The following is a 21,280-nucleotide window of genomic DNA, read 5'->3' as shown; positions in this document are numbered from 1 at the left end:
ATGGCTAAACGAACGACTGAGCCACCCAGCGAGACACGCTCAATTGTCCGCCGGTTATTTGATTCAGATTGGTTCCGGTTCCTACAAATCGCACCAGCGGTGCTCTGGATTGGGATGTTCCTCGTCCTCCCATTTGTGATTATCATCAGCTACAGTTTCTTTGAAAGCGCCCCGTTAATAGATGGGGTCGTCGGCGTCGAACTTACGCTCAGCAACTACGTCGAATTCTTTACTCGTTCGGTCTACCTATCCATCCTCTGGGATTCTTTCGTTATCGCCGTCGCTACCACTGTCATAACCCTCGTCCTCGTTTACCCAGCCGCCTACTACCTCGCGTTTTCGGATATCAAATACAAGAACCTGTTCTTGCTGCTGTTCATCCTGCCGTTCTGGATGAACATCGTGATCCGAACGTACGCATGGCGGCAGGTCTTCGGTGACGGTGGACTGGTCAACTACCTCTTGAGCTTCGTCGGCGCCGGCCCAGTGGAAGTCATGTTCACCAAGCCGGCCGTCGTGATCGGGCTTGTTCACGTGTTCCTCCCCTTCATGTTGCTCCCAGTTTACTCCTCGCTATCGAACATCGACCGGAGTCAAATCGAGTCCGCAAAGAACCTCGGGGCAAACAGACTTGAAGCGTTCATTGAAATTACGCTTCCACAGTCTGCCCCAGGCGTCGGGGCCGGCGTAATGCTCGTGTTCGTGCTCTCGTTCGGCGCGTTCGTCGTTCCGGAACTCCTCGGTGGTGCGCAAAATAGCATGATCGCGAATCTGATCGGTAGCATGTTCCTTGAACTCCAGTCGTGGGAAGTCGGTAGTGCCGTCGCAGTAATCTTCACCGTTCTCGTGTTAGCGCTGGTGTATGTTTTCAACCGCGTCATTGGACTGGAAGGAATGTACGGAGGTGACAACGCGTGAACCCGATTCGAGTAGCTATAAAACGCATCGATCTCTCAGATGGAATGATCGATCGGCTCTTCAAGTCGCATCTCCTGTTGTTGTTCCTGTTCCTGTACGTACCTATCGCTGTCGTGATCGTGTTGTCGTTCACTCCGAAGTCGTTCCCTTCGTTCCCAATGGATGGATTCTCTCTGGAGTGGTATGCGAATCTGCTCCCACCAGACCATAACGAACGAATCGTCAACTCTCTTATCACCAGCTTGCAAATTGGAGTCATCTCAGCACTCGGCGCAGGTGTCGTGGGCACGCTCGCAGCGCTCGGGCTCGTCCGCAGCCGGTTTAGTAGCCGCTGGCTTCAATCCGACATCCTCTACACGTTCACACTCGTCCCGATTGTCGTTCCGTGGATCGTCACCGGGATTGCAGGTCTCACGTTCTTCAATCTACTCGGAATCCAAGGCACGACGCTGTCACTCGTCATTGGACACATCCTGATTTGCCTACCGTTCGTCGTCCTGATCGTCTCAACGCAACTCTACCAGTTCGACAGATCAGTTGAAGAGGCTGCCATGAACCTCGGCGCGAGTGAGCTCCGGACTTTCTACGAAGTTACCCTCCCGCTTATTGCTCCTGGCATCATCGCAGGAATGTTCTTCGCGTTCACCATCTCGTTCGATAACTTCACGCAAACGTTCTTTTGGGTGAGCACTCAGAACCAGACGCTCCCCGTCGTCATCTTCGGAATGATCGATTACGGCCTGGAGCCGACGGTGAACGCCATCGGAGCGATCATCGTCACCGTCTCGGCACTCATCGCCGCGGCCGCCGAACGGCTTTCCTCCAGGGTACTTGAGTAATCTTACTAACCATCTTCGTCTTCGGCATCGCTCACTACGTTGGTCGCTCGGCCGTACACTGCAAAGACGGGACACACGCTCCACGTCCCAAATCGTCCAGAATTCGCCTCTGGTAGCCTCAAGGGAAACCTCCATTGTGACGGCTGTTTTGGCTGACCGCTCAAGCAGTAGTGGCAGCCTTCCGTCCTCGAGCAGATTGAACAGTTACAGCTTGAGTCAGCAGTATTCGACCCAGCCAGTACCAGCAGGGCCACGGCAACAACAGTAGCAGCCAGTGTGAAAAGCGTGACAACAGTGACAGCGATGAACAGCATCATTAGTAGCTCGGCTCAGGCCTCCGCGATAATGTCGCCGATTGGGTTGAAAACATCTCACCCCCGTTCGGTTTGCCACCGTTGTTTCAGCCATTCGAGAGGAGAGAGTCGACCGGATCTCGGGAGACTCTCGGTGAGGGCGATCATGGTCAGAAGAGTGAGACGTTTTCCCGACTTCCCACCGGAGACTCCAGATTGCAAGTGTCCCATCGCAACTGCGTCGACGTCAACGATCAGTGAGATCGCGACGGGGAAAACCCCACTCGCCGGCTGATCGATTTCGATGGAGAGATTCCGACCGGCGATCGCGACGTTCATCCCTCAAACTCGAAGCGGTGTCCCGCCGCGTCTGTGGTCATCGATCAGCTGGCCAACGGTCATCACTCAACGGTCTCTCGACAAACTGATACAACCGCTGGATTCGGTCACCGAACGTGGGTCGAAGATCGTCCAGTCTGTCGCCACGATCAGGAGGTGGCCGGCCCTCCACGAAGTGGTGACTCGACAAGGCTGATTCGGAGCCGGAACGGAGGCCGAAAATCGAGTCGGAATCGACAGTCGAACAGCGGTGGATTCACCACCGCATCTGTGGGTCGAATCAAGGCGTCGATCACGGCCAGTCGGTCACCGACATCGGAGGTCGTTCACCCGAAGTCATCCACAACTACAACGCGGCCAATTCGTGGCCGAATCTGAGGGACGGACCCCGGTGGACTCCAGCCGGCCAACAGCCACCGACACCGGCTTGATTCCAGCCTCGAGAGAGGGCGACACTCTCAGGAAACAACGCTCGATACACGCGATCGCGATTGGTTAGTGGGTTGGTATGCCTTCTCGAGCAGTCTCGGCAGTCTACGCAAACGACGGTCTTGGATGGATATCTGAAGACGACAGCTGTCCACGGGACGTCTCGAGTATCGTTTCGACAGACTCGAGATTGAGGGGGTGCGCCCACTTTTATTCGCTGAACAGCATGAATCGTCGCACAGAACCAGAGAAACATCCGAAGGCCGTCAGCTGTCACTTCATCTGTCCGTGGCAAGTCCATCCTCATTTCTGCATTTCACCCAGAGTCGGTTGAGGTATAGCCTCAAGAAGAAAAATGGTGGAAGTACTACATCATCCCGGCTAATGAATTCGTGAGCGTCTCTCACCGTCTCTCAACGGTCTTCCTCATCAGTAAGCTACTGATCGGAGGCCAACTCATACTGTGATATCAGCCCCTCGCAGGAGTTGGGCGTTGATTGCGACGATGACAGTGCTCGCCGACATCAGGACGGCACCGATAGCTGGTGAAAGTAGGATGCCGATCGGAGCCAACACGCCAGCAGCAAGCGGCAGCGCGAACACGTTGTAGCCGGCCGCCCACACAAGGTTTTCCTGCATCTTCCGGTAGCTCTTCCGGCTCAACTGCACGAGGTGTGCAACGTCTCGCGGATCGTTCTCCACGAGGACGACATCAGCGGATTCCACGGCGACGTCGGTACCCGAGCCGATGGCGATTCCGACGTCGGAACGCGTCAGTGCGGGCGCGTCGTTCACCCCGTCGCCAACCATCGCTACCAGTTTACCCTGGTCTTGGAGTTCGATGATCTTCTTGTCCTTGTCTTCCGGAAGGACTTCGGCGAAGAACGTGTCTATGTCGAGTTCCTCGGAGACGGCGCGGGCGACGTCTTCCGTATCGCCGGTGAGCATTGCGACCTCGACATCCAGCTCGTGGAGCGCGTCGATCGCCTCGAAACTTTCATCCCGGATCACGTCCGCGAGTGCGACTGCGCCCACGGCTTCGCCGTTTCGAAGCAGGTAGACGACTCCCTGGCCGCGTTCGCCGGCCTCGTCGGCGAACGCTTTGAGGTCGTCGTCCGGTTCAACATCAAGATAGCGTAGCAAGTTGGGTCCACCGACGTGGACCGTCTCGCCGTCTCGCACGCTATCCCCGTCCACGCCGGGAGTCGCCGCCGCTTCGACTTCAACGGTCGCGCGGACCCCGCGGCCTTCGATCGCCTCGAATTCGCGTACACCTGGTACGGAAAGCCCTCTTTCATCGGCCTCCTCACGGATCGCCTCCGCGATCATGTGTTCGGAGTCGCCTTCGGCAGCAGCCATCACTGCCAGTTGCTCGTCCTCATCCCAATCGTCGGTCGTGGCCACATCGACGACCCCCTGCTCACCTTTTGTGAGGGTCCCCGTCTTGTCGAAGACGATCGTATCGAGGTTACGTGCCTCTTCCATGGCGATCCGATCGCGGATCAGCATGCCGTTTTGCGCGGCCATCGTCGTGTTGATGGCGACAACTAGCGGGACGGCGAGTCCCAGTGCATGTGGGCACGCGATCACGAGTACGGTGACGACCCGTTCCACGACTGTCAACCCGAATCCGGCAGCGACAGTCCACGCGACGGCCGTGACGGCCGCCACGGCGATTGCCGCGTAGAACAGCCAGCCCGCGGCTCGATCAGCGAGCACCTGCGTCCGCGATTTACTCTGCTGGGCCTCCTCGACCAGCCGCATGATACCTGAGAGCGTCGTCTCCTCGCCCGTCGCGGTCACGCGCACCCGGAGGCTGCCGTCGCGGTTAGTCGTCCCGCCGATCACTTCGTCGCCAGGTTCCTTCTTGACTGGTCGGGACTCGCCGGTAATCATCGCCTCGGAGACGTTTGATTCGCCCTCCTCGACAACGCCATCAGCGGGAACGTTCGCACCCGGCCGCACGAGCACAAGGTCGTCTTCAGTGAGTTCGTCAACGCGGACTTCTTCGGACTCACCGTCCTCGGTGATCCGTTCGGCTGTGTCCGGCATCAGCTCGGCTAACTCGTCGAGCGCGCCCGAGGCGCGCCGGACGCTGCGCATCTCGATCCAGTGGCCGAGTAAGAAGATGACGACTAACGTAACAAGTTCCCAGAAGAACGGTTCGCCGATCCCGAACGCGACCGCGGCGACGCTGTAGACGAACGCGACGGTGATCGCCAGCGAGATCAACAGCATCATCCCCGGTTCGCGGTTCCGCGCCTCGACTGCGCCCATCCGGAGGAACGGAATTCCACCGTAGAGGAAGACGATCGTACCGAGAACTGGCCCGACGAACTCGCTGCCGGGGAACGTCACGGCCGCGTAGCCGAACCAATCCTGGAGCATCGGGCTGTAGTATAGTACCGGAAGGGAGAGCACGAGGCAGACGAAAAAGCGCTGCTTGAACATCTCTTCATGACCGGCGTGATCGACGTGCGCCTCTTGGTCAGCGTGATCTTCGTGTGCGTGATCGGACGGCTCATGAGCGTGTTCCGTGTGCTCTTCCTCTCGGTGTTCGTGCCGATCCGGCGGCTCTTCGGGACGCTCGGTCCGTTCAGTGGTCAGTCCACAGACTCGACAGCAGGGACAATCACGGTCGGTGGGCTTTTCGTCCCGTGTTTGGTCTTCGTGGACGTGATGCGAATCAGGTGTATCCGCGGGATCGTATTGTGACATGGGTAATGCCTCCGTTGCAGCTGTTCCCCAAATTCGTCGAGTCTTTCACCGAAGAAACGCCCGTGAGGAACGAACGGCGGGATTCGATGATGGCCGCTGTTCTTGTTATTCGTCACACAGGATCCTAATTATTGGGTGTGTTATACTCTGAACAGGCGCAATACCACGGCCTTCAGGCTGTGGATACGCGCCGTCACTTAGTGCCACGTTCCACCGTCAAGAACATAGCCGAGTTTCCAATCCTAACGTTCAAGTTACAGGAATCTCTATACGTCGGTAAGGTTAGGTCGGAACGGAGCGGATTCCGAACGACCTTCGGAGGTCGTTCGAAAATCGGAGATTTTCGTGATCACGAGAGATACAGTCTCTCGGACGACGGCCTGTCCGCCCATGTAACGAGGCAGTATCCGAAAGGCAGGCGGTGAACACCGCATTCCAGAAGAGTGCGGTCGCGTGCCTCCTGTTTCAACAAGCCCACGATACCTCCGAGTCTGTTGACGCTGACTCAGCGTTCGCCGAGCGAAAACAACCACGAACGTCGACGACGCCGAGGATAGGAGTAACGGCCACTTGGCATGGCCAGGCAGCCACCGTCACGATGGCTGGGTTAGATGCGGACTCCCGCAAAGTGGCGGAGTCATGGTTGCGAACCTGAAACTCCCACCGCTCGGGATTCCTCCGCGTTTACGCGGAGGAGGATGTCAAAAATCAACAATTCCAGTCATTTCGCCACTCCTCCATCAGTTCAATCTCTTCCTGCTGGGCGTCGATAATATCGTCCGCGAGGTCGGCAATGCGCTCGGATTCACCCTCGTTCAAGATGTGTTCGGACATTGCGACGGCACCTTCGTGGTGACGGATCATGTGTTCGGCGAACAGGCAATCGAACTCCTCGTTTTCGGCGCGACGGAGTTCACGCCTGTCGTCGTGGGTCATCATGTGCTCTCGCGGCATCATCTCCTCCATCTCGTCGGGACCCATTCCGTCGCCCATCTCATCGTCGTCGTGCATTCCGTTACCCATCTCATCGTCGTCGTGCATCTCGTCATCGTTACCGTGCATCCCGTTGCCGCGCATCATCTCTCCCATCTCGTGGGGCATCATGCCCCCTACCTCATCACAACCAGCGACGCCGGCATCGTCGAGCAATTCACACATGAGATCGATCTCGGCTTCTTGCTCCTCGATTATCTCGGTGCGGAGATCGCGTAATTCTTCCCGGTCGGTTCGCGCCGGGACGAGTTCGGCCATCTGGATCGCCCCCTCGTGATGTGGGATCATCATCCGTACGAACATGACGTCCACGGCGTTGAATTCGGTGTCTTCGTCCTCATCCTCGTCGTCCTGTCTCCCAGTGGTCACGTAGCCCGCGAATCCGGCCGTGCTCGCGGCTCCAGTCGCACAGAGCATCTGACGTCGTGTTGGATTAGCCGCCATAGTATTATGATTCCACCCACCTATCTGATATAATGCGGACTGGAATACGCAACCTTTTGTCGTGCTTGGCTATTTGCGATAGGTGGTACTACCGGAATTCGAGTCCACAGTACCTGGATTCGGACAAAACGCGAACACCGGACCCAATTCGACTGTCGAGCGGGTTGGCCTTTGTACCGTGAGACTTCTACGTGCAAGGAAACGGACGCACCGAGAGACACAGTATTCTGTGTCTACGTAGGTTTCTGTATACCCAGTATCACGGTTAACGTGGACGACGACCTCAAAGAGCGAATGGAAAAGCATCCGGAGATCAACTGGAGCGAGGTCACGCGACAGGCCATCCAGGAGAAGATCGAAGCGCTCGAAATGATGGACGAACTCACCAGCGAGAGCGAACTCACCGAGCGTGACGTTCAGGAAATCGCTGATACAATCAACGAACGTGGACGAAAGCGCGTCGAAGAAGAATCGGCGTAGACTCGACGAATGAAACTGGTCATTGACGCCAACGTCGTCATCTCTGCACTCATCGCTGACTCGAAAACGCGGGAGCTCATCGTTACACTCGAACCAGATCTTTTGAGCCCGCGTTTGTCCGCGACGAGGTCAAGAACTACGAAGACCTGATCGTAGAAAATCCGGAATGGAACCGGATCGAGTGGCACAGTTCACCGGCCTCCTGTTCCAGTACATTGAGGTCGTCCTTATCGACGACTTCTATCCGGCTATCGAGAGGGCAGACGCAGCAATCGGAGACACCGACCCCGACGACGTGCTGTACCTCGCGTGTGCGGTCGTCAGCGATACTGCCATCTGGAGCGACGATTCTGACTTTGACAAACAAGACATAGTCGATACGTACTCGAGGAGTGATGTGATCAACTCGTTTGACACGCTCTAGCTCGGCGAATCATTACCGAACTTGGCCAGAAGCGATGACTACGTTCTGCTAGCACCCCACCCCGTACCATTCGAACACGGACCCGAATCCTTCATCGACGACCTGCTGGACAAGTTCCGCGAACGAACTCCGATTACCTGGATCCTCAACGAGCGACCGAAACGTGCTCTTGAAGTGATGTCCATGAGAGGGCCGATCGCGACTCGAGGTGTCGTGAGCTGCTTCGTGCAGCATCACCAGATATAGATCGTGCATCCAGACGGCACGCTGGCGGCTCGTCACGGCCGAGTCGGTGATCACGATGTGCGTCCTGCCATCAGTCCAGGCATCGGCGCTCGCCTCGCCGTAGTACACATCTCGCTCAATTCCAAGTTCCCTTGCAAGCACTCGAGCGAAGCGAAGATACCGCTGCTGGTCAGCGTTCAATTGCGATTCATCCTCGATGCGATGATAGCCCGTCCACACACCCTCAGATTCTGCCCGCTCGCCAACATCAAACGTCTCTGGCACCACTATCGATATGTTCTCGTCGCTGGCGAGAGCGTGAAGCCGTTGGGTTGCCGCATCACTCGTATCGAGGACGACGTAGCCACGCTCGACGAGTTTGTCCGCACCTTTCTGGGCACCGTCAACCCACCCAATGCTTGGAGCTGACTGGATCTCCTCGAGACTGATGCGAGACTCGGTTGCCAACTGGAACAGCTTGCGATCGGCCCACTGCTCGTCCGATTCTGACTCGGATGCCATCGCTTCAACCATCACTTCCCGACTCTCAGCAGTCAGCCGGTCATCCGAGACATCCGCATACAGATCGTCACGAGCCTGCTCGAGGGCGTTGTTGATCCGCTGCCAGCGCTCACAACCAGACTGGGTTTCATTACGCGCAAAATTCAGCGTCAGATTCCCCTTCGAGACGATCATCCCACCAATGCCGTACTCGCGCTTTGTCGTCACGTACAGTCCGTTGCTGTAGATGTCGAGTCCCTCGTGAGGCGTGTACTCGAGTGCGAGAATCGCATCCTCAGTTTCGCGTGTGATCGACGGGTGTGGTGAGTCGGCCACCGCCTCGAGTGGATCGCCCTTGTCGATCGGTTCGCCATTGATCACGACCGAGACGTCCGTCCGTGACTGGACATACGCGAACCGCTTGCGAAGATCGCGGACGTAGCGCCGCCAGCGGTAACTGTCTGGATCGGGAACCTCGTCCTCGTAGTGATCGATCTCGACGAGCATCCCCTCGAGATGATGTTCAGCGTTCACGAGTTGGCCATCGCGACTGCTGACATCTGCCCACGGTCCCGAGTCGCGTTGATCTCGATAGTCAAAGCACAGTGCAGTGTCGTGACTCCAAATGCGAACCGCGCCCTTCGCGATGATCGCCCCCTTGCCGATTCCCCACTCACCGATTGTCTCGTCGTCAGAACGCTGCTTGCTTCCCGCACCAAGCACCGACAGGTTACGTCGACCCTCGGTCGACTCGAGGTCGACGCCAGCACCGTCATCAAGGATGATCGTGTTGTTCACCTGAACGATCACCACTTTCGCAGATCAAGCCGAATCTCGTGCCACATTCGCGCACCGATATTCTGCTAGGCATGTGATGTCTGGACTCGATCTTCGATCCACTCCAGCACGGCGAAGAGGACATCCAAATGGTGTTCACTCTTGAGTGAGGACTGCTCTATTCTGCGTTCTAGTCGGTCCCTTGTCCGTATCCGATTTGATACACATGACTGAAACGTCGGTAATCGCGGGTCCAGCGGATGTTACTCGTAGGCGACACGAAGCCCGAGATACTGCTGGACCAGCTCTGCAGCATCATATTCGCGAAGAGGTGTCCCGTCGACGAGTTCGCTACCGAAGTACGCCATGGTTGCCTCAGCAGCGTTTACGACGTCCACCGCAAGCTGCTGGTCGCTGGGAGAGAAATTCAGTGTCGTCAGTTCCTCGATGGGCAAGGTCACGGTGCGAGCCTCGTGTCGACGGGTCCGAATCTGGCCCTTCTCGCTGTTGGCGAGGTAGGTTCCAACGAACGCACCGAGATAGCGCTGAAAGGAGTCGATGGTGCCGACGCCGTCTTCGGTGTCGTCGACCTCTACCAGACGGAAGCCAAGGACTCCATCGGGTAATCTGTCTTCGGTGGTGTTGAACGCGTTGAGTGGATAGTTGTTCAACACGCCACCGTCGATCCAGGTCCCATGATAGCGTTCGTCGACGAACTCCGCCTCGGTGATAACTGTGGGCATATAGACGAACGGGAAGCCCATCGAGATCCGCAACGCATCTGCCATCCGCATCTCACCCATCCCGTGGGGTCGACCGAAGTACGTGCTGGCGTCCCCGCCGTTCGGTGCCTCAATGTTCGTTCCCGTGACGACCACGTCGATGCCGTGAATCCGATGGTGCTCTTCGAAGGTCTGACCAAGGAACTCACTGAATCGGCCGGGATCGCCGATGGCAGCTGCCGATCCCCGCGCAAGCGATTCGTCGAGAAAATTCCGCGCACCACAGCCTGCGAAGAGCCCGTAGTCCGAGAACAGGTTTCGGACGTACGGAATGGCGTTCGCGGCGATGGCCGTCGCACCGACCCATGCGAGTGGCTTCAGTGCGGCTGCAGCGGTCTGATTGACGAGTTGCGTCAGATCCTCTGGCCGGTTCACCCACGCGAGTGCACCAGTCAGTCCGCTCCACACTGCACCGCTTGTCAGATCGAACGAGTCGACGGCACAGTTCTGTCGATGGCCCGACTGTGTCGGCTGCCGCTGGGTGGGCTCGATGGCCATGGGTCGTCGCCGCTCGAACAGCGTATGATCGTCGTAGAACTCGCTGATGAGTTCCTCGTCGGTGATTACCTCGAGACAGCGGCGGATCCCCCATCCACTGGCCAACAGTGCCCCAGTAATACCACCAGCCGACGTCCCGGCGATTCCCGTGATCTGGTCGCCGAGGACATAGTCGACACCGCGGGTGGCCACCACGCCGCGTCCCTCGTTCGTCTCCTCGAGAACGCCCAGATGCGCTAAGACGGCCAACGATCCGAAGTAGGCCAGTCCCTTTCCACCGCCGCCGTTGAAGACGAGATGCGTGACCTGATCCGAGTGGAGTGAGCCGATAGTGGACGTGGAACTCGAGGAGATGGCGTCTCTCCCGCCGTCGGGAGCCGCTGCTGAGGAGTCGATCCAGTCGTCGGCACCTGTGGGTGCCGAGTCGGTCATTCTTCGGCCCCTCCGTCAGTCGCGGCAGCCGAGTCGGTATCGCCCCACTCGATGGGCGCAAATTCGGGCATCGAGCCGTCATCCTGCAGTGCAACGAGATTTGTGGGAACGGTGACCTCCCACGGCTCACCGATCGGTTTATAGCCATCGTCCGTATCGCCGTTCAGTTCCTCGAGAATCGGGACGAATCGGTCATCGGTGCTCTCGGGCACCCCCTCCCCTTCCAGACCTGACCGTACTGGAGATAGTACGCGATGTCAGCCTCGAGTCCCGGCCGAACTGGGACGACCATCCGAGCAGCGCCAGCGGTGAGGAAGTTCGCGAACAACGGGTCGGTGTCCTCGATACTCAACAGGGTGAGCCAGTCTTCGGCGGGTGACCAGTAGTAGGGGTAGAAGACGTAGGTCAGCGCCGACCACTCGAACGCCTGCTCGAAGAACGTCACGAGCTCGGCAAATGTGTTCTCGGAGTCGGGGTGGTCGAGCCCCATATCCTCGTACGCACTCATATCGACGTGTTCGTTCTTCAGGATCGCAATCGCATGTTTCTTCAGTTCGTCCTGTTCGATCTCTCGGTTTCGTTCGGGGTTCTGGCCTCGAACGTCGATCCCACCCTGCCGACTTGCGGCGGCAACGGCCTCGTTGTACGACGCCTGCCGTTCGCGGTAGGCCTGCATGATTGCGTCGTACGTCTCGAGCTGCCACTCCTCGAATGCCCGGTCGGTCCGCTCACAGAACAGCGATACTGACACCGCCCATCCAAAGCTCCAGGCAGACACGATAACCGGGACAGATCCCTTCCAGTCGTCGAGATCGATGGTACCGAAGTACGGACCAGTGTACGTGTCGACGTGGCTATCTCCGACGTGAACGTCTAGTGCTGTGAGCTGGACGATCTCGGAGTCCGGGTCTCCGGGAAGGTAGCTGATACTCACGAGGGCTTTCGTCGCGGCGTACCCGTCGTCGACCGGGATCGACGCAGTCTCGAAATGGGTCATCTCACCCGTCGGCTTCGAGAACGTCTCCGAGACGTGTTCGTATCGTTGTGGTGGCGGGCTGACCTCTGCGCCGTAGCGTGCAGCGTAGTACAGATAGTTCGCATTTGTGAGATCGGTTGGTTGGAGCTGTCGTGCGGACGCCGAGAGCGCTGCAACCTCCTCCTGGAAGCGGTCTTCGTCCACCGTGTCGTCTGTGAGTAGCTCCTCGATTCCCGTGATGTGGCGAGGTTCAACTGGCCGATCGACGCGCAGGTCATCGGCGGGATGGTGAGCCTTCGCTTCGCGGTAAAACGAGCCGGGCTCGGGCACGACGAACTCCATAAGCATCCGGTCAGTGGTCGACTCGTGGACACGCGCCTCGTACACCTTGTCGACGAATCGGTAGACCCCAGTGACGTGTCCCGATCCGTCTGCGTTATCGATGCCGTGTCGGTTCAGTTCCTCGATCTCTCGCCGTGTCAGCTCTCGAGCCTTCTCGAGCGTGCGCTTTTTCACCCGTTCGACCGCCTTCTCGGTTACCTCCCGAGAGTACGCTCGCGCAGCTTGATTCGCCGCTTCGGAGCTGCTGGCACGGCTGTAGGACGCGTTCGTGTCGACCTCGACGGACGGTCCGTAGCTGGCCGATACGGTCACTCCAGCACTCGTTCTCGACTGCTCGGCGATTACCTCGTCGGTCTCGCGCTCCATATCGAAGCGCTCGGTCGTCTGGAGATGGTTCTCCGCCGTGGCATCAATCTCCGTTTCGCTGAAGAGGGTCCGCTCCGAGGTCGTCGTCTTGGTGTGAGTCCGTTCTTTGTGCTCGCCCTCGAGGATGTTCTCGATGTGGCCGATCTCGCCGAGCTCGTAGCCTTTCAGCTGCTGTCGGATGGTTTTCATTTCTCCGACACCGAGTGGGCGGACCGTACCGCGGTTCGGGATGGATTCGATGCTCCCGTCGTCGGCGTTCCAGGGAGTCAGGATATCCACGTCGATGATGTCGCGATCGAGGACGATCGGGAGATTCAGATCTAACTGGGCTGTTGGGGAGATCGCCGACGATGCGTAGTGATACGTGCCAATCTGTGCCGCACTCGAGCGACCGTCGCCCAGAAGTGTCGAGTACAGCGAGGTGCCGAGTTCAGTCTCGCGTCTATCGAGGTGGTCACTCGCACGCGGTAACTGAATCTCGTCACCGGAACTGATCGACGCCGAGGTCAAGAGCGACTTCGTCTCTGGGCTGAGTTGCGCTTCCGTTTCGCCCGTGATCGTCCATGGCCGCCGTGCGGCATCAGATATTGTCGATGGTTCGGTCGGCTGCTGTCTGGTTGTCGATGGGGGTGTTCGTGCCCGTTGCTGATCGGTCGATTTGCTCGGCAGTATCGACAGAACCCGATTGGCCAGTCCACCAGCGTCTCCGGTCGGCGGCGGCGTGGGTCCTCGATCGAAGCGGGTACGCGGCGCGTCGACGGCGGTGTCGTCGAATTCGCTCTCAGGTGTCTCGGTTTCGATTTCCACCGACGCGAGATCCTGTTGTGCGAGCTTGACATCACGAAGAGCACGGTAGACTCTGGACGATTCACCATCGGTAGCCGGTTCGTCGACGGTCGATGACCGGTCGCCGAGCCGTGCCGCCGGATTCAGCGTGGATGGGACCGTAACCGACCGGCCACGAGCCAGCCCAACTGCACCGCCGACATCCGTCGGGTCCGTCGACGCCCGCTCGATCAGGTCCAGCAGCCGAAGGCCGGTGAGCTGTGCCCCATACTCCGCTTGATCTGGGTTCGGAAGCGCCGTTTGACAGGCGAGGCTCTTTGCGAGGCGCTCCCGTTCGCGTTGGACCGACTCGCTCTCGAGAAGCTCCGTCGGCTCGCGATCGGTGAGCCGACGAACTGTCCGAGCGACAGCTGCGAGCGATGCCTCGTCGTCGAGCTGTTCGTCCAGTGATTCGAGTGGCAACTCGAGATCCGACAGAGCCGAGACGTACACGTTCGAGGAGCGATATTTCGCTGCCCACGCCGACAACGCCTCGGGATCAGACATCCCATCAGCGATCCCGTCTCCATCGCTCTCTATGACGTGGGTGACATCGATTGTGTCTTCCTCGACAGTCGGTGGACGGCGAACCGTCATGAAGTCGAGTATCTCGGTCCCAATCTCATCGGAAACCTGGTGCCCCCCCGCGTCGTCTCCCACCGGCCCGTCGGTGCCGCGGTCGGTGTCACTCGAGCCCTCATCGGCGTCGTTCGATTGCGCTGCCGTCTCCGCTTCGCTGACCGACTCATCGACTGCCGGCTCTCGGTCAGGGTGCTGTTCTCGGTCTGACGTCGCACGCTCTTGTGCCGACTGTTCATCACTGACTTTCATTTCGTCGAAGTCGAGCAGCCGCTCCGGTTTGTCAACGGTTCGGTCGTCACTGGACTCGTCGACCGCTTCGATAGCCGTCGTCGCACCGTAGCGCTCGAGTTCCGCGGAGAGCTTCCGGGCTTCGTCTACTGATCGGTGTCGTGCCACGACACCACCGTCCTCGAGGAGGCGTCTCGTTTGTTCTTCGTCGTAGCCCAGTGTCCGGAGATACTCGGACACCGCATCCGGATCGTTCCCAGCGTCGGTGAGGTAAGTTTTGATCGACATTCCAACATACTTATTGGTACCAAGTAACAAATATCTTCCTAGCGATTAGTATTTGTATTCACATTAAGTCTGTGAGTGTAGAATGAACAGCGAACTAATAGGAACGATTATGAGTCAACCGATGCGTGTTCGGGGTTTCCGGTTCGTTCACGAACGTCGTAGAGGGCGTCGCTATCAGTCATAAGTAGCACCTATTCATCGTCGGCATCGTCAGCTGATCCAGATACAGCAGTCTCGAGACGACGCAGATGGCGTACTTCGGCGAGGGCATCTTCGAGCATTGCGAGATTATCAATCTCCGTGGCCTCACTCATGATGTCGTCGATAAGCGTAGCTCGCTCGATAGCATGGGCCTCTCCCTCAGTTGTCTCGATCGAGTCAATGGATACCGACCGTTCTTCACTCCATCCACACGCCCAGCAATTTCGGGTGACGACGATTTGCTCGTTTTCGTCGGCAGCAAGCAGTGCATCGGCCACTGATGCTGTGAGCGGCTGATTCGGCCCTACTTCCATCGTGACGGGGCCGCCACACGCAGGACATTCCATACCGATACTGAGTACCGCTGTCATTTTCAAAATATGGGCTCTGACTTTATCAGAATCCTGTCTAAGCCCCTAGTCGGTGAACGAATGCGCTGGGATTGAAGAGACCGGTCTTTCAACATGTGTCCCGCTTATTTCTCACTCCCAAAACGCTTCGATTCGATCGTCTAGATCGCCGAGTACGTCCGTGAGCACATCTCGCCAGTCCTCCTCGTACTCGACATCGTCCCCTGGAGTCGTTGCATCCGGTGGTGGGTGAAAATGCGAGCGGGTATTGTGATTGTTCGGATGGCGGTCCCACCGACACTCCCAGTGATCGCCAGTGTCGTATTGTTCAGAGTAGTGGATGTTGAAATCGTCTGTCTTGTACCATCGGATCTGGAGATACGCACGCTCGATCGCCGTTGGAAAGTACCCCATGTCGTATTCTGCCACGACTGAACTCGGTGCGTACTCCGGCTGAAACACGGTCTCTGCAAAGCGATTGCTTCGTTCAAGATGCTGCCCGATTTGTTCGAGAATGTCGGTATCGATGCCACCGACCTCTGGGGCAGTATCGTCGTCAGCTGGCCGGCGTTCAGACATCGACTTTGGCACCGCCACTCGAGAGATTGCCGTTCTGACGCGCTGTATCTAACAGCTCTGCACGGTGTTTGAGCGTTTTCCATTCACTCAGTGCTTCCCACACTTCTTCGACCGACGCTTCCTCGGTGCTATCCATGAGAGACACGTCTTCCGGACTGTCGGCATCGAACTGGGCACGATACTCCTCGAGTTGTTTCATCGTCTCTTTGAGTTCTTTGACGATCTCTGTCTCAGAATATTGCTCTCGGATTTGCTCAACTCTGCGCCACTGGAGATACGATTCGTTGCGTTCGTATCTCACAGGTCGTCCCGAAATCTCACGTGTCATTCCCATCGAGGTAAACCAGCCAAGGTAGTCCCTTGCAGTCTCAGTATCGCAGTCTGCTTGCTCTGCAATTCTGGACACTTTTGTTGGAGTCCGTAGCTGCAAAATAACACTGAGCAATCGTTCTCGCGTTGGACCTCCCTTCAAGACCTCCTCAGGTGAGTCCCATTCGGTAAAATCAGGTGGACTCTCAGTTGGATCACGAATGTCGTCGGGAGTATCAGTTAAGTCCATCAGCGCTCACCTACATCCAACTAACGATGTGATCGGCCATATATCTACCGCACACTGAATTATTTCTGCTTCGTTCAGCGAGTCACGTCGTTCTCTGTTCAGAACTATCGACGTATTTTCTTGCTCAATCGCAGGCGTAGTGATCACTTTCGTTGGAATCCGGCTCCGTCTGGATTGCACAGTCGACACAGATTGGGTGGGTGATCCGTTCGTCTTGGCCCCACGTATGCACCTCGCCAGACTCAGCGCCGGGTGGAGCGTCACAGAAGACACAGCCAGTGAGTGTCTGCTGCATCACTCACCTACCTCGTCAGCATCTCGAGCAGCGGTCCAGCCCCGATGAAAGACAGCAAGCTGCGTACTCGAGTCAAAAGCGGTCCCACTTGGTTCGTGGACGAACACCCGCTTGCCAGGGACTGGTGTCACCAGATCGTTATCGATAAGTTCAGTAACGAGCTTTCGAGCGGCTGTGTCGCCGATATCCGCTGTCACGACGCGAGTTGCATCCTGATCATGGGCAACGAGTCTAGCTTCGAATTGTCTGTAATCGTCTGTAGTGTCGTCAATCGGATTCGGATTAGTCATTTTAATCACATGGAGGCACACTATTGAGTGCGCCTCATGCCTCATGGCGCCAAAAAACTCGCTGCTGGAAGCACAATCGGGTCGAAGATACTAGGTGATGCGTGCTGGAGCGGATAAGCGTCCAGAACTGGCAAATTCGGCGAAAGCCCGGCAGTGTGGTTCGAAAATCGAAGATTTTCGTCATCACGAAAGAGAGAAGCTCTTTCGAACGAAAACGGCCTTTGGCCGTGAGCAGCCCGGAACGTGGAGGTGGGTGGGGAGGTGGGTAGTGGGTGATCGGGCATCAGCAAAAAAGAGAGGTCTCTCGGCTACACCCACCACTGACCGCGTTCTGGGAACACGATTTCCGACCAGTGAGTCAACGCGATCGAGCAGCGTCCATTGTACCAGTTCTTCGCCGCCGCCCTGAACCGCACCAACTCACCTTCTCGCACCATCGTCTATCTGCTCTTCGTCCAAATCGTGAATTTCGTCCGTCCCGTCTCGTCTTCGATCAGTCCAACCTGCTGCATGCTCGGACTCGAGGGCTCCCACAGTTCGATCACGCGCCCTTCGACACTGACCTCGCCTCTCCTAATCAACTCGAGTCTTACAATCGGCACAATCGTCCCTGCCTCATGCTGCATCTCTTCTTTCGTATCCATCACCGCCTCGAACATCGCTTCACCCTCGAGAACCCGACTGGCGATCCGCTTCGCGATGACCGCTCGTGTGTACCCACCATTGACGTCTTCGGCCAACCGCTGTGCCTGCCGATTGACCTGATCCAACTCCGCTCTCTCAAGTTTCTCTCGAGGATCGACTTCCGTGACCGTCCGCTGGCTACGACGTGCCTGTTCAACCACCGCCCTCGTTCGTTCCGCTCGTCCCTCCTGTCGACCGAACGCTGCCTGTGCACTGATTCGCTCGAGTTCCTCCTCTCTGGCCTGAATACGCTCTTCCTGAGCCAAGGTCACACCGTAGATCCGATCCTCGCTCGTGTCGACGATCCCGTCTGGATGGTTTGCATCGACCTTCGCCTGAATCTCCATCTCCACTGTGGCTCGGAACTCTGGAGTCTCGTCGACGACGTCCTCGTGCTCTTCCCGAACCGCTTCCTGCTCGTACGCCTGTTCATCGACCGAAACAACCTTGCTAACCGACTTCTTACTAGACATTGGATTATACGTCCAAAGGCGCTCACTCGGCGTCTTTCCGACACCACGACTCTCCAGCCCTGGCTCTCTCGCTGTCCAACTCATCCATCACACGCGTCTCGCTCGCGCCTTCGTAAGCGCCCGTCAGGGCGCGAGCGAGACGCGCCGATGACAGATCCAACCAGTAACGCGCGGCGCTTCAACCGGAGCGAGCGGCCAGTTTTAAGCCGTTTACGTGTCTGAGCGGCAGCGAAGACCGAAAGCGCGCTTAATACTGGCATCCGAAGAGCGAGAGTGAGCGGAGGGCAGAAGCGGCGAGCGGGACGTGCCGTTACTGAGAAGGGAACAACCGCCCTTGACGGCCAGTTGATTAGTCCACGTGGGTGGGATGAAAAGGGGCTGACGCGCTGAGCGAACGTTTGTTGCGTTCGCGATGCTCGGAAGGCGCGAAGCGTCTTCCGTTGCTCGGGGAACCCCGACGACGTCCTCGCGAACAGGTGAGCGAGGGATCGGCGAGACACTTGTGTCTCGCAGAGCAAGCACCGTAGTCTGTGAGGAGCGCAGCGAGACCTTCGCGAGTGAAACGAGCGAAGGCCAGCGAGACGCGTACGGCTCGCTAGGCGCGGGACTCGAGCGCGTCAGGGGCTTTCAATCTCTGCGTAAAGGACTGGCCAGAGAAAGTTAATTGTCCTCGAGAGCTTCGTAGATCTCAGCGTGCCGGCGCCCGTCAAGTTTCCCCATCTCGAGGGCAATCTCGTGACGTTCTTCGTCACTCTCAGCGGACAGATATCGCTCATGCAGCTGGCGTACTTCTTCGTCGATTTTTGCCGGAAAACCAGTGTTTGATGTCATCGATGTGTTGAACAGTTCACTCTAACAGAGTAAGAAGTTGAGTCACATAGGGACTGTTTTCCCAACTTCGATGTGGACTGATCGCCTTGATAAGCGTTCGTGCCTCTTCGTGGCTCACGTGGCCATTGCGAGCGTAGTCGCAGATGAGCCTGGGTGTTGGGATGATCCGTGGACCGGTGAGCACGGCATGTACGAGTGCGAAGTTCGTCCCGCCGAACTCGTCGGTCAGGAAGCCATCGACCTCGAGTGCGTTCGCAAGGACGATACCGTCTGTTTCGCCATCGTCAAGCCCGAATGTCGGGCGCGATTCAGGAGTGTTCGATCGCTCGTACGGGTTCTCGACAGCGTAATAGTCTCGAGCAGCGAGAACGTTCGTCGCCGCCGCTCCATGGATATCGTGATACTGAGCAATATCACGGAGTTCTGAAACGACTTCTGGTGGAACGAAGACCTCACACGAGGTGAGCAGATACTGGAGTGGATCCGGTGACGTCTCTGTGTCGTATCGTTCATCAGCACGAGGTACGGCGAGACTCACGAGTGCGCTCGTATCGGCGACTACTGTTCGAAGCTGCAACTCGCCACTCATTTCTCGCCGGCCGTGTCAGACGTGTTCGTGGAATCGACCGTTGTGGTCTCACCAGCATAGATGTCGACGTCATCTGGTGGCGCAAGATCGAACGGTTCACTCTCCAGATCTGCTTTGAGGAGGCGAAGTCGCTGTGCAGTCTCTGCGCCGACGAGCTGCTTGACCGTCTCGAACTCGAGTTGGTCGTTATAATACCGTTCAGCAACCAAGTCCTGGAACGTTTCACTCTCAGCGGTATCCTCGAGATACTCGCGGATGGCTTCTACAAGTAGATCTGTTCGGTCCTTATCGAAGAGGCTAGCGACAGCATCTAGTCGCTCGACGAGATACTCCGGAGACTGGAAATGGACACGTCGAGGTTCGTCACTTGCACTCATTACATGTGCAAGTTATGCACACAGACCAATAACGCTTTCGAACCATGCACATAGCTTGTGCATAGGTGGAAGCGGGTCGCGGGACTCGAGCACATCAGAGAATTCAATGACCTCAGCAGTCTTGGTCTACGTTTAGCTCCTCGAGGAACCAGCCAGCTGTCGTTCCGATTCGAATGCCATCGATGTTGCGCATCTCGAGGTCAACTGTGGCAGTACGGAACGGGTAGTGTTCGACGAGAACACGGTGGATCACAGTTCGGACTGGCTTCTCCCCATATCTGTCGAAGACTGCCGCCATCGCTTCGTCCAAGTGAGCGTCTTGGTGCTCTTCCCGTGGGTTCTGTGCTCGTTCGAGTACGAGTTCGATCACATCATCCACCGATGGGTGCCTGGGGTTTCCTGTGCGTTCGCGAACAGTGTGAACCGCCTCGGGGTCAAGCCCCGAGGCACTCGCCTTGTTTCCTCTGTAGATGAACGACGGACCGTCTCACAGACGGTCCACGAGGGTAGTCAGGATTCCTCAAGCAACGAGCGAGCGCGCTGAACGTAGCTGTTCGCGTCCCAGCTGCGGGCGTTGCTGATTCCATCGAGGAGCATCTGAGCATCGGAAGCTGACAGCTGCTCGCTTCGAACGAGAACTGAGAGCAAGGTCGGCGTCGTCACGAGCCGGGTATCAGCAAGCGACGCGTGAATCAAGCCGAGTTGGTTGAACTCATCACAGAGAAACAGTTCAGCATTGAGTTCGTTTGCGAGGGTGACAGCAGCGTTCTCGCCGTCATCGAGTGGAAATTCGGCGTCGAGGTCGACCGACCGTGTCTCGAATGTACCAGTTTGGTCGAGCACGACGGTTGCGGCACGACCGTGCGCGTCATCATACGAGGCGATCTCCCGGAGTTCTTCGATGACCGCTGCTGGGACGACCACCTCGTATTGTGCCAGACAGATTGAAAGTGGATCGGGATTATCGTCAGCAACGATCCCGAGACTGACGAGGGCAGAGGTGTCTGTAATAAGTTGTGACATCTATGCGTCGGCGGCCTCGTCGATGAAGTCCTCGTCTAGCTGCTGTTTCAGCACCCGGAGATTCGCCGCCTCTTCAGCGCCGACGAGTGCTTTGAGCTGCTCAAAGGAGATTTCATCGTCGTAGTAGGCAGCCGCGATTTCTTGGGTGAGCATGTCGTCGTGAGCGGCTTCCTGGAGGTACTCCCGGAGCGCAGTCACGAGGATATCCGTCCGATCCTCTCCGAGGACGTCCGCGAGTGCATCGGTTCGATCGATAAGCCGGTGCGGCGCTCGGAACTGGACGCGCTTTTTATCGCTACCCATTATGTGTACATTGTGAGCCAGCTTACT

At 57.5% G+C, this 21,280-nt stretch carries 19 protein-coding genes and 3 pseudogenes; 4 read left to right on the top strand and 18 right to left on the bottom strand.

From position 1 onward, the window contains the following. The gene (locus tag DV706_RS18115; RefSeq protein WP_136350958.1) at window positions 1-918 is read left to right on the top strand and encodes an ABC transporter permease; all 918 of its coding nucleotides are present in this window, start codon (window positions 1-3) and stop codon (window positions 916-918) included. Continuing rightward, entirely contained in the window at window positions 915-1,757 is an 843-nt protein-coding gene (locus DV706_RS18110) for an ABC transporter permease (RefSeq protein ID WP_136350957.1), read from the top strand. The genes DV706_RS18115 and DV706_RS18110 overlap by 4 nt, the downstream gene beginning before the upstream one ends. Window positions 1,758-3,274: 1,517 nt before the next feature. Here DV706_RS18110 and DV706_RS18105 read toward each other — a convergent pair. Then, the gene (locus DV706_RS18105; protein ID WP_006065962.1) at window positions 3,275-5,536 is read right to left on the bottom strand and encodes a heavy metal translocating P-type ATPase; all 2,262 of its coding nucleotides are present in this window, start codon (window positions 5,534-5,536) and stop codon (window positions 3,275-3,277) included. Between the two features lie 708 nt (window positions 5,537-6,244). Then, window positions 6,245-6,946, bottom strand: a complete 702-nt coding sequence (locus tag DV706_RS18100; protein ID WP_006065961.1) for a DUF305 domain-containing protein — start codon at window positions 6,944-6,946, stop codon at window positions 6,245-6,247. Window positions 6,947-7,222: 276 nt separating this feature from the next. Between DV706_RS18100 and DV706_RS18095 the strand changes: the two genes are divergently transcribed. Both DV706_RS18095 and DV706_RS18090 read left to right on the top strand, forming a co-directional pair. After that, entirely contained in the window at window positions 7,223-7,453 is a 231-nt protein-coding gene (locus DV706_RS18095) for a hypothetical protein (protein WP_049889771.1), read from the top strand. A 9-nt stretch (window positions 7,454-7,462) separates the two neighbouring features. Next, window positions 7,463-7,877 (top strand): annotated as a pseudogene (locus tag DV706_RS18090) (PIN domain-containing protein). 48 nt (window positions 7,878-7,925) lie between these two features. Here the strand turns inward: DV706_RS18090 and DV706_RS22135 are convergent. From DV706_RS22135 to DV706_RS18020, 16 genes and pseudogenes are all read right to left on the bottom strand, one after another. Further along, window positions 7,926-9,401, bottom strand: coding sequence for an ATP-binding protein (locus DV706_RS22135; RefSeq protein ID WP_240756892.1), 1,476 nt, complete (start codon window positions 9,399-9,401; stop codon window positions 7,926-7,928). 242 nt (window positions 9,402-9,643) lie between these two features. Continuing rightward, on the bottom strand, window positions 9,644-11,092 hold the full coding sequence (locus DV706_RS18080; protein WP_006065958.1) for a patatin-like phospholipase family protein: 1,449 nt from the start codon (window positions 11,090-11,092) through the stop codon (window positions 9,644-9,646). Then, window positions 11,089-11,304 carry a hypothetical protein gene (locus DV706_RS18075; protein WP_136350956.1) on the bottom strand — a complete coding sequence of 72 codons (216 nt, stop codon included), beginning with the start codon at window positions 11,302-11,304 and terminating at the stop codon, window positions 11,089-11,091. Before DV706_RS18075 ends, DV706_RS18080 begins: the two co-directional genes overlap by 4 nt. Next, a complete protein-coding gene (locus tag DV706_RS18070; RefSeq protein ID WP_136350955.1) occupies window positions 11,256-14,699 on the bottom strand; it encodes a hypothetical protein in 3,444 nt (1,147 codons plus the stop codon). Before DV706_RS18070 ends, DV706_RS18075 begins: the two co-directional genes overlap by 49 nt. Before the next feature lie 191 nt (window positions 14,700-14,890). Next, on the bottom strand, window positions 14,891-15,247 hold the full coding sequence (locus tag DV706_RS18065; protein WP_049889768.1) for a hypothetical protein: 357 nt from the start codon (window positions 15,245-15,247) through the stop codon (window positions 14,891-14,893). A 135-nt stretch (window positions 15,248-15,382) separates the two neighbouring features. Continuing rightward, on the bottom strand, window positions 15,383-15,829 hold the full coding sequence (locus DV706_RS18060; protein WP_006065955.1) for a hypothetical protein: 447 nt from the start codon (window positions 15,827-15,829) through the stop codon (window positions 15,383-15,385). Continuing rightward, complete coding sequence (locus DV706_RS18055) at window positions 15,822-16,388, bottom strand: DUF7342 family protein (RefSeq protein ID WP_049889767.1); 567 nt, start codon at window positions 16,386-16,388, stop codon at window positions 15,822-15,824. The genes DV706_RS18060 and DV706_RS18055 overlap by 8 nt, the downstream gene beginning before the upstream one ends. Before the next feature lie 127 nt (window positions 16,389-16,515). Continuing rightward, window positions 16,516-16,683: pseudogene (locus tag DV706_RS21545) on the bottom strand (DUF7558 family protein); the annotation flags it as partial. Continuing rightward, a complete protein-coding gene (locus DV706_RS18050) occupies window positions 16,683-16,973 on the bottom strand; it encodes a hypothetical protein (RefSeq protein ID WP_006065952.1) in 291 nt (96 codons plus the stop codon). The gene DV706_RS18050 and the pseudogene DV706_RS21545, both read right to left, overlap by 1 nt. A gap of 308 nt (window positions 16,974-17,281) precedes the next feature. Next, a pseudogene (locus DV706_RS18045) lies at window positions 17,282-18,130 on the bottom strand (DNA-binding protein). A 660-nt stretch (window positions 18,131-18,790) separates the two neighbouring features. After that, complete coding sequence (locus DV706_RS21850) at window positions 18,791-18,961, bottom strand: hypothetical protein (RefSeq protein WP_006066883.1); 171 nt, start codon at window positions 18,959-18,961, stop codon at window positions 18,791-18,793. A 16-nt stretch (window positions 18,962-18,977) separates the two neighbouring features. After that, window positions 18,978-19,550 carry a hypothetical protein gene (locus tag DV706_RS18040; protein ID WP_006066884.1) on the bottom strand — a complete coding sequence of 191 codons (573 nt, stop codon included), beginning with the start codon at window positions 19,548-19,550 and terminating at the stop codon, window positions 18,978-18,980. Then, the gene (locus DV706_RS18035; RefSeq protein ID WP_006066885.1) at window positions 19,547-19,927 is read right to left on the bottom strand and encodes a hypothetical protein; all 381 of its coding nucleotides are present in this window, start codon (window positions 19,925-19,927) and stop codon (window positions 19,547-19,549) included. The genes DV706_RS18040 and DV706_RS18035 overlap by 4 nt, the downstream gene beginning before the upstream one ends. Window positions 19,928-20,039: 112 nt before the next feature. Further along, complete coding sequence (locus tag DV706_RS18030; RefSeq protein ID WP_049889863.1) at window positions 20,040-20,399, bottom strand: hypothetical protein; 360 nt, start codon at window positions 20,397-20,399, stop codon at window positions 20,040-20,042. Between the two features lie 38 nt (window positions 20,400-20,437). Further along, window positions 20,438-20,950 (bottom strand): hypothetical protein, encoded by a 513-nt coding sequence (locus DV706_RS18025; RefSeq protein WP_006066887.1) that lies wholly within the window; start codon window positions 20,948-20,950, stop codon window positions 20,438-20,440. Beyond that, entirely contained in the window at window positions 20,951-21,253 is a 303-nt protein-coding gene (locus DV706_RS18020) for a hypothetical protein (protein WP_006066888.1), read from the bottom strand. Window positions 21,254-21,280 lie beyond the last annotated feature (27 nt).

It is taken from the genome of Natronorubrum bangense, from assembly GCF_004799645.1.
In the GTDB taxonomy this organism is placed as follows: Archaea; Halobacteriota; Halobacteria; order Halobacteriales; family Natrialbaceae; genus Natronorubrum; species Natronorubrum bangense.
The sequence above is the reverse complement of the archived record's forward strand: the minus strand, read 5'-3'. Positions and strand labels throughout refer to the sequence as shown.